The 12,069-nt window shown below is 35.6% G+C and carries 9 protein-coding genes, 2 pseudogenes and 1 riboswitch; of the genes and pseudogenes, 8 read left to right on the top strand and 3 right to left on the bottom strand.

Going from position 1 to position 12,069, the window contains the following annotated elements:
• Window positions 1-97: 97 nt before the first annotated feature.
• A riboswitch (cobalamin riboswitch) is annotated at window positions 98-308 on the bottom strand.
• A gap of 307 nt (window positions 309-615) precedes the next feature.
• Window positions 616-939 carry a co-chaperone YbbN gene (locus PHO71_RS13010; RefSeq protein WP_300203895.1) on the top strand — a complete coding sequence of 108 codons (324 nt, stop codon included), beginning with the start codon at window positions 616-618 and terminating at the stop codon, window positions 937-939.
• Between the two features lie 459 nt (window positions 940-1,398).
• On the opposite strand, the gene pncB is transcribed toward PHO71_RS13010, so the two are convergent.
• From pncB to PHO71_RS13000, 3 genes and pseudogenes are all read right to left on the bottom strand, one after another.
• Complete coding sequence (pncB, locus tag PHO71_RS13005; RefSeq protein ID WP_300203892.1) at window positions 1,399-2,571, bottom strand: nicotinate phosphoribosyltransferase; 1,173 nt, start codon at window positions 2,569-2,571, stop codon at window positions 1,399-1,401.
• Between the two features lie 449 nt (window positions 2,572-3,020).
• A pseudogene (locus PHO71_RS26220) lies at window positions 3,021-3,230 on the bottom strand (hypothetical protein); the annotation flags it as partial.
• 313 nt (window positions 3,231-3,543) lie between these two features.
• Complete coding sequence (locus tag PHO71_RS13000; protein WP_300203889.1) at window positions 3,544-3,870, bottom strand: cupin domain-containing protein; 327 nt, start codon at window positions 3,868-3,870, stop codon at window positions 3,544-3,546.
• Between the two features lie 233 nt (window positions 3,871-4,103).
• Between PHO71_RS13000 and PHO71_RS12995 the strand changes: the two genes are divergently transcribed.
• From PHO71_RS12995 to PHO71_RS12965, 7 genes and pseudogenes are all read left to right on the top strand, one after another.
• On the top strand, window positions 4,104-4,973 hold the full coding sequence (locus tag PHO71_RS12995; protein WP_300203887.1) for a hypothetical protein: 870 nt from the start codon (window positions 4,104-4,106) through the stop codon (window positions 4,971-4,973).
• Window positions 4,974-5,159: 186 nt separating this feature from the next.
• Window positions 5,160-5,918, top strand: coding sequence for a hypothetical protein (locus PHO71_RS12990; RefSeq protein WP_300203885.1), 759 nt, complete (start codon window positions 5,160-5,162; stop codon window positions 5,916-5,918).
• Between the two features lie 39 nt (window positions 5,919-5,957).
• A pseudogene (locus PHO71_RS12985) lies at window positions 5,958-6,449 on the top strand (site-specific integrase); the annotation flags it as partial.
• Window positions 6,450-7,151: 702 nt separating this feature from the next.
• Window positions 7,152-7,700, top strand: a complete 549-nt coding sequence (locus PHO71_RS12980; protein WP_300203883.1) for a UpxY family transcription antiterminator — start codon at window positions 7,152-7,154, stop codon at window positions 7,698-7,700.
• 24 nt (window positions 7,701-7,724) lie between these two features.
• On the top strand, window positions 7,725-8,144 hold the full coding sequence (locus tag PHO71_RS12975; protein WP_300203881.1) for a hypothetical protein: 420 nt from the start codon (window positions 7,725-7,727) through the stop codon (window positions 8,142-8,144).
• Window positions 8,145-8,214: 70 nt separating this feature from the next.
• The gene (locus PHO71_RS12970) at window positions 8,215-9,180 is read left to right on the top strand and encodes a Gfo/Idh/MocA family oxidoreductase (RefSeq protein WP_300203879.1); all 966 of its coding nucleotides are present in this window, start codon (window positions 8,215-8,217) and stop codon (window positions 9,178-9,180) included.
• Entirely contained in the window at window positions 9,174-12,068 is a 2,895-nt protein-coding gene (locus tag PHO71_RS12965) for an FAD-binding and (Fe-S)-binding domain-containing protein (protein ID WP_300203877.1), read from the top strand. Before PHO71_RS12970 ends, PHO71_RS12965 begins: the two co-directional genes overlap by 7 nt.
• The last annotated feature ends 1 nt before the right edge of the window (window position 12,069 follow it).

Genomic DNA, 12,069 nt, shown 5'->3' with positions numbered 1-12,069 from the left:
CCCATTTTGCGGATACAATCCACTCAATGAAAACACAGTATTTTTTTTGATTTTGTAGCTTAACAAATGATATTATTCCTCCTAACCCACGAGGGAGAATAACGTTTACATCGATGGCAGGTCTTCTGACTGACTCCTATCTTATGGGGCCTTCCCAATGGATAATGACCATTAGTGGCATGAATAAGTTCATTCATAAGATATTGATAGAGCTTCACAGCAGCGGGACTGTACGGGATTTACACCCGATTCCCTTTTAATCTTCGTCCGTTGGATACGGATTCTGAACCAAATCGGGCGCAAAGATAAATAAATACTGAATAGAGTGTTCCTTTTTTGCACGAAAGTTTCTTCTTTGTGCAATTAAGGGGCGTGAGAAGAGGTATGGGATAAAAGAAGATAACACTGATTTCAATGACTTGAATAGCCATTTTTCTTCTTTGGATTCATTGGAAAATATGTTGGAAAATTCAGTAGAGTATTTCCCTGTGGAACTTAGAAGATTGGTCAGATATTACAATAGAACTAAATCTGTGTATATTAATGTTTATCCATTAAACTTTCCTTCTTTGGTATTGTTGAAATTTCCAACAATTAATTAAAAGGAGAAACAGTATGAAAGAAAAGAAAATGGCTCGTGATTCGAGAAACGCAGAAAAACTAGCTGGTGATGATTGGGTAATGGCTGAATTTTATGCAACGTGGTGTCCTCATTGCCAACGTATGCATCCTCTGGTAAATGAGTTTAAAAAAGAGATGGAAGGAATACTTGAGGTAGTACAGGTGGATGTGGACCAAGAAAGTGACCTTGCTAATTTTTATACTATTGAGGGTACCCCTACGTTTATTCTTTTCAGAAAAGGAGAACAGCTTTGGAGACAATCCGGTGAACTTACTTTAGAAAGGTTGGAAAGAGCTGTCAAACAGTTTAAGTCTTGAAAAAATATTAATAAAAGAGTATGTTTTATCCCGAAAGTTTTAAATCGTGTTATAAAACATACTTTTTTATTTGGAAAATTTGGAGATATGTCAAAAGTGCGTATCTTTGCAATGTGTTTTTCATAGTATTAGATTTAAGGTTAACAAAGGTTGGAGCAAGGCGTTGCTCCTTTTTTTATGCCTATACTCCAGATATACAATAATGATGGAAGATTCTATCATATCCACTATTTCAGTGTATTTATAAAAGAATTGCTATATTCCTAATATCATAATAATTGAAGTAATGGTTGTTGAGTTTGAAAAAATTATCTTTCAGAACTTTACTATGAAGGCATATGTAATGTAAGAAACATCGTTTTCAACCTCAAGTAGTAAGAAATTAGGTGAAGCGGGTAGTGACTTTGGCTGAAAGTAATGGCTCGTCTGGAGAATTTACGAAAGATATGTGCAACGTTATTATAAGCCTGTTAATCTCAGTTCATACAAACAGGCTTGTACCTCTTCTGGGCTACCCGTATGTTTTCCCGGATCATCCGATAGTTTAATACATTCTCTCCATTCTTGATTCGCATTCATCTTACATTGAGTCAGCTTCATCACAATATTAGAAGGTTTGAAACCTGTGTCATTTGTGAGATTAGTACCGATTCCAAAAGAACAGCGGATTTTATTCCGGCAATATTCCTGAATCTCTAATGCTTTGCTAAAATCGAGAGCATTGCTGAAAACAATTGTTTTGGTAGTTGAATCAATGCCTAACTCTTTGTAGCGTGCCACTAGTTTGTCGATGAATTTAAATTCATCACCTGAATCACAGCGTACTCCATCAAATAGTTTGGCTTGTTTGCGGCTAATGTTACTGAGAAAAATGCCGGAAGTATATGTATCGGATAAAGCAATACCCAAATCTCCATCGTACACATTCACCCAATTTTCAAGTGCCATATAATTGGCGTGCTTATATCCGAATTGTGCACCATGAAACATGAACCATTCATGAGGATGCGTTCCCATCATTTTTATGCCATATTTCATTGCGAAATAGCAGTTGGAAGTACCGGTACAATATTTTGCTGTTTCATTCAGCTTCTTGATAACTGTCTCCTGTACTTCTGTAGAAAACCTTCTGCGTGTGCCAAACTCAGAAAAGCGAAGCTGATTTTGATTGGATAATTCTACTTTTTCGGACAATTTGCAAAGGATAGTATCCATATCAGCTACATTCCCCGAAAATTGGTTTTTGATTTCGGAAACAATGGCAAGTAAAGGCACTTCATATAAAGTGACTTTATAGAGAAAGTCACTTACTTCAATGCGCAGATGATGCGCTTCGTCCAGATGAATTTTTATTTTGTCAGGATCGAAGCGGAAAGAAGATAACCATTCCCAATAAACTCTTGGAAGAAAACGGCAGTTACGAGTCATGTATTCCAATTCTTCATCCGTAAGTCTCAATTGATTCAGGTTCTTGACTTCCATTCTGAGTGTTTTCAAAAACTCTTCGGTATATATTGTCTCGTTTCTGTCATTGAAACTAAAGGTTCCCATAGCAGATGGAAACAGTTTTATATAAGCATACGAAGTGGTAAACTTATAAAGATCTGTATCTAGTAGTGTTCTTACAATCATTGGTTCGTTCTTTAGGATAGAAAACGCTGTAAAGTTAGTTTTTGTTGGTCAAAACTGATACCTAATTCCCAATAATTACTTCACTCACTTTTTTGGGGGGTGAATAAGGCATTGGCCATGCATATCTTCTATCAAGAACAAATAGCCTGTAAATATATTATTTCCCTTAAAAACTCTTTAATACGATTCAAAAGTCAGTTCGTAAACTTTTGCAGCTCTTTTTATTTGAATACTAATGTGTTTAAGAAAATTTCAAAATGTTAATGATAACTTGATTATCTGTTAATCTGTTTACGATTCTATTAAACCATGTTATAAGATGTCCCGTTTTTCTTGAAAAATTTGGAGATAAGTCAAAAGTGCGTATCTTTGCAATGTGTTTTTCATAGTATTAGATTTAAGGTTAACAAAGATTGGCTGTCTGGGATAGATAGCCTTTTTTTATGCCTTTAAAAAAGTGAGAACCAATCATTTCGTAAACTTAGCATTTCCCTCTTTTTTACTATATCATTTTCTGATAGACGGCCTATGAGCAGAGGCGAATTTCTATCGTGCTTCTGCATATTATATTCTACATTATTGTATTTACCCTTGATCGCATAACAATAGATGCATCCGTTGAGGCAACTTTTATAATTACCTATATCCATACTTTCAATGTTTGTGGCAATATAGTGACAGAGTGAAACAAAATAATTAGGAGAAGGTCAATTCTTTCGAAATAAATAAGGGTAGGCTGAATTGTGAACGAATATGTTAAATGTTAAATTGAAAAGTGTGAATAGTTAATTCGCTTCGGATACCTTTAAACCGTGTTATAATATTGCTGTTTCAGGTCTTGAAATTTGCTATTTATATTCAATTTGGTATCTTTGTATAGTGTTTTTTTCATAAGTATTAGATTTAAGGTTAATAAAAGATTGGTTGCTCGTGATGAGTAGCCATTTTTTGTTTTTATACCTCTTAGATTGTTTATTCCATAATCATCGTTAATAACATCTTGAATCTCTCAATGGCTGTGAGAGCATGAGGCACATTTGCCGGAAGTATAATGCTTTCTCCGGCCTTTACTGTAAAAGGTGTGCCATTGAGAACGACGTTCGCTGTACCTTCCAATACTTGTATGAGTGCGTCGAACGGGGCACGGTGTTCGCTTAATCCTTCTCCTTTACCGAAAGAGAATAAGGTAATATTCCCTGACGGGCTTTTGACTAACTGTTTGCTAATGATGCCTCCCTCTGAATATTCGATGAGAGAAGTTAAATGGAGTATTACTCCTTTTTGAAATGATTGTTCCATATCGATTTTGTTTTTGATGAATATATGGATGATAACAGTAGTAAAACCCGCATTGTTTGTTGGTTGCAAAAGAATAAATGACGATCTTTTTTCTGATAATGGAACTTTTATTTTATGTTTTATAAATTATTAATCAGCAAAAATCAATTTCTTTTGTTATAGTAAAAAGTAAGTTATTACTATGGCTTGCTATAAACGAATCATTCTATCTACAACTTAGTAAAGAAAACATTATGAGAAAGAAATTTTTGTTTTTGGGAACACTATTGGGTGCTTTCCTATTGGTTTCTTGTTCGGGAGGAAACAAGAAGCAGGACACTTCGGCAGTGAATGCAGAAGAATTGGATAACGCGAGTAAAGTGATTAATTATTATCATACGTCACTTAGTGTATTAAAGCATATAGCTAATGCAAAAAATATTAATGCAGTGCTGGGCTATATGGAACAAACCGGAAAAGTTCCTGAGGTTACTCCAATTGCGCCTCCGGAACTCTCCGCAAAAGATTCGGCAGAACTGATGCATCCGGGTGACTATTTTAGTGAAGAAATCCGTCAGCATCTGGAGCAGACTTATGCCGGACTGTTCGGGGTACGTAACCAGTTCTATGCTAATTTCAATAAGTTTCTGACTTATCGCCAGGAAAATGATACAGCAAAAACCAACCGGCTTTTGGATGAGAATTATCGGTTGAGTATACAATTGTCAGAGTATAAACAATTGATTTTTGACACTTTGTCTCCTTTTGTAGAGCAATCAGAGAAGGAATTGTTGGCTGAGGAACCGTTGAAAGATCAAATAATGGCTATGCGTAAGATGTCTGCTACGGTACAAAGTATAATGAACTTGTATAGTCGTAAACACGTGATGGACGGTGCACGGATCGACTTGAAAATGGCAGAATTGAAGAAACAATTGGAGGCTGCTAAAAAACTTCCGGATGTTAGTGGTTATGATAAAGAGATGAAAACTTATCAGGATTTTCTTTCTACTGTAGAGTCGTTTATGAAAGACATGAAGAAAGCCAGAGATAAGGGAAAATACTCTGATGAAGAATATAGTTCCATGATGGATGCTTATGAATACGGACTTTCAGTCATTTAACAAAGTTAGCTCCTGCCATTTTATGATTGGTTTCATAAGGGCAGGAGTTATTTGTTAATAATCTTTATATTATAAGGTATTAATTGTTTCCTTGAATTTGATCAAGGATTTTCTGTTGGCTTTGTCTTATTTTTGCTGTTACAACTACTAAACGATTTATATAAATAACTTATACCTTATATAATTATGAAGAATCTGAAATTTCTGGGATTAGGCATTCTGTTTCTTTCCATTTTGATATGTGGATGTAATGACAGTTTTGTTATTGAAGATTCGGTGGATAAAGGTCATTCTTACCAATCCGACCTTAATGTATTGAAAAAGTTTGTAGAGATTAATGAACCGACTCAAGAATACTACATTAATCCGAACAAGAAAAGTACGCTACTGTCTTATATTACAAACTCAGATTTGGATGAACTGAATGCTGTTAATCCTCTTAATGCATCGAGATATAAAGACAATTTGAGTATGCTTAATGCACAAATAGTGCACGCTATATCTTCTCAGGTTGTAGATTTTGTTGTAATGAGTACGGACCATGAGATCATTATAGAAAAAGTAAATGAAGATGCTCCTGTCGAGCTGACTCATATCGGTTTTTCAGGTTCGGCAAATAATCAGGTAAAATCTTTGTTAGATATATCAGATCAACGGCTGTCAAAGGATGTCTATTCCGGAAGTCTAATACAAACGGGTATCGAACTGAATCCCTCTTTGTATAATAAAGACAATTGGTCTTTCCGGATCAGATGCGAAGTGGGCGATACTCATAATAAGCAAACTGTACGAGTTCTTTTTTGTGGTACAGGATATTTTAGTGATGCTTCTTTTAACTGGTTGGTATCGGATTTTAATGATGGCAAAGTTTTGTGGAATTTTACTTGTGAGCGGGTGATGAATGAAAATCTGCCGTCAGTTGCACAGATGGTTTTCTACCAATAGTTATTGATAAATGAAAATAATAAAAGGGGTTGTCTCGGTCGTGATATATTTATGTTTTCATTTTATACCCGATGAATGTCGTTGATAGATATGGTATATTTGAAGAAAAGTGATATTCGTAACGGCATTTTATCTTATCATTGTCAAAAGACCAATCAACAACTCTTTATCAAACGGAAAACACGGACGCAAGAGATTGTAGGCAAGTATGATACCTCGTCGACACCTTATCTGCTTCCCATTATACGAAATATGAAAACTGATTCAAGAAGGTTGTATAGAAATGCCTCTCATTTGATAAATGCCAAACTGAAAATAATAGGAGAACAATTGGATTCTCCTATCCCTTTGACAAGCTATGTTGCCCGTCATGCTTGGGCGAACATTGCAAAGAGCAAAAATATACCTATTTCTACAATTAGCGAGGCAATGGGGTACGATTCTGAAAACACCACAAGTATATATCTCGCCACACTGGACACCTCAATTGTGGATAAGGCAAATAGCATTATTCTTAAATCATTATTATAGGAGGGGTCTAAATAGGATTATAACACCGTAAAGTAAGATGTACATTAAACTCCGTATGTCATACTTTACGGCTTTTGCATATGCTACTTGTAAATTTGATGAAGTTTCTATGATAAGAGAAACAGTAAAACAAGTCTATCAAAACTATCACTTCCAAGTTTCAGGTAAAGGAGCCTAATGCAAAAATACGCTAATGATAAGTATTTAGTGCAATATTATATATAGCTGATAAATAGTTGGAAATAATAGAATTACACCAAATTTTGTTTTAAAATTTGTCAAGTTAAAAATTTGTTCTCTTTATAAGAGAAGTATATAACCCTTTATATATACATATATATTTAATATTCAGGTTATTACAAATTTACACTAACCATGAAATGCTCAACATTAATCAAACTAATTTTCTTTAAACGAATAATTTTGAAAAAATTATGTCCTTTTTATACCTCAATTTGTGAAATATATATATCTTTGCGTCGTAAATACTTCTCTTATAGAGAAATATCGGATTTAGACTCGAAAAATAAGTCCTGCAGAGATCTTGCTATTGGCAAGTAAAATTTGTTATGATGAAAATCAAAAAATGGAATAATAATGGGGAATACCAGTTCCCAACTTTTACGATAGTTAGCTATAACTGCTTGATATGTAATAACTTTACAGTCTTGCAGGATTAGAAACATTGCCCTTAATCGAAATATGGCATCAAAGGAAGAGAGCAAAAGGATATGTTGGTATGTAATGCGTGATCTAAAACGTACTAATGCCAAAAAACCGGCTTACAAACAGTTTAATGAAAAACACATCGAGGTATTCACACCTATGAAATGGTGTCTAAAAGACAATAATGGGAAACAAGTACGTGAAAAAGTACCATTTATACAGGATCTCCTTTTTGTACACGATTCACGGGAAGTTATTGACCCAATAGTCCAAAAAATACCTACAATTCAATACCGCTACTGTAAGGGTGGCGAATATCGCAAGCCTATGATAGTTAATGAGACCGATATGGAGCGATTTATTCAAGCTGTCAATGCATCAGATAATCCAAAGTACTATCTCACAGAAGAAATAACTCCAGAAATGTGCAGACATAAAATTCGCATAATTAGTGGTAAACTCAATGGTTATGAGGGATTTTTGCTCTCTGTTCGTGGGTCAAAAGTTAAACGCTTACTGGTTCAATTACCGGAATTCTTTTCAGTAGGTGTGGAGGTAAATACAGATATGATAGAATTTATATAGAATATTGTAACTGCGCACAAATAGATGGAATACAATCAAACCGCAAGTGAACCTTCGTGGAAGCAACTGATGCGATTAATGGAGTCTAAACTATTGGATATTATCCGCAAGGAACACAAGAATGAAACACGCATTTGTCTATATTGGGTTGGTGGGTATTGGACAGCATTTGAGAAATCAGCATATATGCTCAGACAAATTTTCCCCAAGTGCGAAATTTTAGTTATTAATCACCCTTCATACCCTTTTTCGGTAGTGGTTGCGAGTGTACCTGATGATGAATTACACAACTATGGTAAAACTCACATTTTCTGTCGCAACTATCTGAATTATAAAGAACTTGTCTATATAAAGATTTACACTACTAAGTACTATTCTTGGCATCGTAGGGTGACGAATAAATTTAGCGAAACAATAAATTTGCTTCGACAGGAGAGTGTGTGATTCGGTGGAGTAATTAAATTTAGATTACAGATTTAGATAAATTATCATAGTGAATAAAAAAAATAAATCAATGAAAAATTTTGTATTAATCGGAGCTGGTGGATACATTGCTCCAAGACATTTAAGGGCAATTAAGGATACTGGTAATAAACTTATTGCGGCTTATGATAAGTTTGATAGTGTAGGTATTATGGATAGCTTCTTTCCTGAATGCTCTTTCTTTACTGAAAACGAACAATTCGACAGATATTGTAGCAAGATTAGAAATACAGAAAACAACATTGACTGGGTGTCAATATGTACACCTAATTATACACATGATGCATTTATACGCTATGGTTTGCGTATTGGCGCAAATGTTATTTGTGAAAAACCGGTAGTCCTCAATCCATATAATATAGATGCGCTAATGGATGTAGAGCGTGAAACGGGTTGTAAAGCATACAACATATTACAACTCCGCCTTCACGATTCAATCATCGCGCTTAAAAAGAAGATTGATGAAGGACCCAAAGATAAAATCTATGATGTAGATTTAACCTACATTACTTCTCGTGGAAATTGGTACTACACTTCTTGGAAAGGAGATATTCACAAAAGTGGTGGAGTGGCAACAAATATAGGTGTCCACTTCTACGATATGCTTACTTGGATTTTTGGCGATGTTAAAGAGAATATCGTTCACGTTATGTCGCACGATAGAGTTGCTGGATACTTAGAGCTTGAAAAGGCACGTGTGAGATATTTTCTCAGCATTAACTCTGAGCATCTTCCTGACAATGCTGTGAATGGAGAGAAAAAAACATATCGTACAATTATGATTGATGGTGATGAGTTTGAGTTTAGCGAAGGGTTTACCGAGCTTCACACCAAAAGTTATAAGCATATCTTAAATGGTGACGGTTTTAGAATTTCTGAGGCGAAAAGATGTATACAGATTGTGTCAAACATCCGAAATTCAACTCCTATCGGATTAAAGGGAGATTATCACCCATTGGCAAAATTACCATTAATTAAGCATCCATTCGGATGGTAGATATGAAGATTGACGGAGACCTATATTTTGACTCCGTCCATAAGATTATGTATGCAACCGATGCATCTGCATACAAAGAGATGCCGATTGGAGTTGCGTATCCCAAAAATTCTGAAGATATAAAGCGACTTGTATCTTTGGCAAGAGCAAAGGGAGTGTCTATAATACCCCGTACTGCAGGAACATCACTTGCTGGTCAGGTTGTAGGTGATGGATTGGTTGTCGATACATCCAGATATCTGAACCACATAATAGATATTAACAAGGAGGAGCGTTGGGTACGCGTAGAACCGGGAGTTGTCCTTGATGAATTAAATTTATATTGTAAGCCATACGATTTGTTTTTCGCTCCGGAAACATCAACATCAAATAGATGTTGTGTCGGTGGTATGGTCGGCAACAACTCTTGTGGCTCACACTCATTGGTTTATGGAAACACCAGAAAACATCTTTTAGAGGCAACGGTTATACTGAGTGACGGCAGCAAAGCTCTGTTAAAGTCTTTAACCCGAGATGAGGTTGAAGCTAAGTGCCAACTCACAACGCTCGAGGGTGATATTTATAGAAAAATCATTTCTATACTATCTGATGAGCAAAATCAGAAAGAGATAATCGAAAACTATCCTGACAGAACATTAACAAGACGAAATACAGGCTACGCATTAGATGAGTTGCTTTACACATCCTATTTTGATGATGAAATTAAAGAGGATTTTAATCTCTGTAAACTTTTAGCAGGTTCTGAAGGAACATTGGCTATAATAACAGAACTTAAGTTGAACCTGGAACCACTACCCCCTGCTTATAAGGCAGTTGTGGCTATGCATTGTAATTCTTTTGAGGAATCTTTCAGAGCTAATTTAGTTGCTCTTAAACATCTCCCCGTGGCAGTCGAACTAATAGATGGAAAGATACTTGAGTTAAGCAAACAAAATATATCACAAAGCAAAAACAGACAATTTATTAATGGTGACCCTGTTGCAGTTTTAGTTGTCGAATTTTTGGATAACAATGAATTAGAACTCAAACAAAAATGCAATAAATTAATAGCAGACTTACAATCGAATGGTATGGGTTATCACTACCCTGTAATATTTGGAAATGATGTCTCTAAAGTATGGGCGTTAAGAAAAGCTGGACTTGGCTTATTATCAGGAATGGTGGGAGATGCAAAACCAGTATCGGTTGTTGAAGATACAGCTGTTATTCCAGCTCTACTACCTGAATATATGGCTGATTTTAGGACTATGATGGAAGGCTTTGGACTAAGTTGTGTGTACCACGCTCATATAAGTACCGGAGAGTTACACTTGCGACCCATTCTTAACCTCAAAAACCCCAATGACAAAGCCTTGTTTAGAAAAGTAGCAAAGAATTGTACTTTGTTGGTTAAAAAATACCGAGGAAGCATTAGTGGTGAACACGGAGATGGCAGATTAAGAGGAGAATTTATTCCATTACTGGTTGGTGAAAAAGTCTATTCTTTAATGCGAGATATTAAGCAAGTTTGTGATAGTCAGAATATATTCAATAAAGGTAAAATAGTTGATACTCCACCAATGGATGAAAATCTTCGCTACGAAGAGGCTACTTTAAAGGGTAAAACTTATTTCGACTACACAAAACAGGGAGGTTACATAAGAGCCATTGAACAGTGTAACGGGTCGGGCGATTGTCGTAAATCTGAACTTTTTGCGGGGGTGATGTGTCCTACGTTCAGAGCTATCAAAGAGGAGAGATACGCAACTCGTGCCAGAGCTAACGTGCTTCGTGAATCTATGTTGAACTCTAAAGATGACGATTTTTTCAGTAATAAAGATGTAATAGAGATACTTGATGGTTGTATTAGTTGCAAAGGCTGTAAAAGTGAATGCCCCTCAAATGTTGATATGACCCGATACAAGGCTGAGTTTCTACAACATTATTACGACAAGCATCATATCCCATTAAGAATAAACCTCGTTGCAAACATAGCTAAGATACATCATATCTTTTCAAGAATACCCCAACTATACAATACAGTAGCAAAAAATAAGTGTCTATCATCTTTGTTGAAACAGAGTATTGGCTTTACTCAAAGGCGTTCGATACCCCAATTGTATAAAACGACACTTCGACAATGGTATAAGAGAAATTATAGAAAGTTAGAAAACCCCAAAGGAAGTTTGTATCTCTTTGCTGATGAATTTACTAACCATATGGATGTAGAAATAGGGATAGCATTTATTAAGTTGTTAAATGGATTGGGTTATCAAGTTGAGATTCCAAAGCACACTGAAAGCGGAAGAGCCGCATTGTCAAAAGGATTGTTAAAACAGGCAAAAAAACGAGCAGAAACAAATATCAACCTGCTCAAAGATATTATATCAGAAGAAACTCCTCTTGTTGGAATTGAGCCGTCATCGCTACTCTCTTTCAGAGATGAATATATTGATTTAGTGGATTCAAATCTAAAGGAAACGGCTATTTTATTATCAAAGCACGTGCTTCTATACGATGAATTTATAGTTGGAGAAATTGATAAAGGAAACATTACAATTTCTCAATTTAAGGGAGATACGGCAAAGATAAAATTACACGGACATTGCCACCAAAAATCACTGGCATCCATCGAACCATCGCGAGTGATGTTGTCTCTGCCTGAAAATTATAGTGTAGAGGTAGTCCCTTCCGGCTGTTGTGGTATGGCAGGTTCTTTTGGTTACGAAAAAGAACATTATGATTTGTCTATGCAAATAGGCGAGACAACTCTTTTCCCCGAAATACGCAAGAGTGACGACTACCTAATTTCAGCACCCGGAACCAGTTGTCGGCATCAGATAAAGGATGGCACTGGAAGAGATGCATATCATCCGATAGAATTGATGTATAATGTATTAAAATCATAAA

The sequence above is a fragment of the Bacteroides sp. genome, from assembly GCF_028690125.1.
GTDB lineage: Bacteria > Bacteroidota > Bacteroidia > Bacteroidales > Bacteroidaceae > Bacteroides.
The sequence above is the reverse complement of the archived record's forward strand: the minus strand, read 5'-3'. Positions and strand labels throughout refer to the sequence as shown.

What these genes read in the sequence shown, in the direction of transcription:
- PHO71_RS12965 (WP_300203877.1), top strand. Translation starts at nt 9,174, where the DNA reads ATGGTAGATATGAAGATTGACGGAGACCTATATTTTGACTCCGTCCAT.
- PHO71_RS12970 (WP_300203879.1), top strand. Translation starts at nt 8,215, where the DNA reads ATGAAAAATTTTGTATTAATCGGAGCTGGTGGATACATTGCTCCAAGA.
- PHO71_RS12980 (WP_300203883.1), top strand. Translation starts at nt 7,152, where the DNA reads ATGGCATCAAAGGAAGAGAGCAAAAGGATATGTTGGTATGTAATGCGT.
- PHO71_RS12990 (WP_300203885.1), top strand. Translation starts at nt 5,160, where the DNA reads ATGAAGAATCTGAAATTTCTGGGATTAGGCATTCTGTTTCTTTCCATT.
- pncB (WP_300203892.1), bottom strand. Translation starts at nt 2,571, where the DNA reads ATGATTGTAAGAACACTACTAGATACAGATCTTTATAAGTTTACCACT.
- PHO71_RS12975 (WP_300203881.1), top strand. Translation starts at nt 7,725, where the DNA reads ATGGAATACAATCAAACCGCAAGTGAACCTTCGTGGAAGCAACTGATG.
- PHO71_RS13010 (WP_300203895.1), top strand. Translation starts at nt 616, where the DNA reads ATGAAAGAAAAGAAAATGGCTCGTGATTCGAGAAACGCAGAAAAACTA.
- PHO71_RS12995 (WP_300203887.1), top strand. Translation starts at nt 4,104, where the DNA reads ATGAGAAAGAAATTTTTGTTTTTGGGAACACTATTGGGTGCTTTCCTA.
- PHO71_RS13000 (WP_300203889.1), bottom strand. Translation starts at nt 3,870, where the DNA reads ATGGAACAATCATTTCAAAAAGGAGTAATACTCCATTTAACTTCTCTC.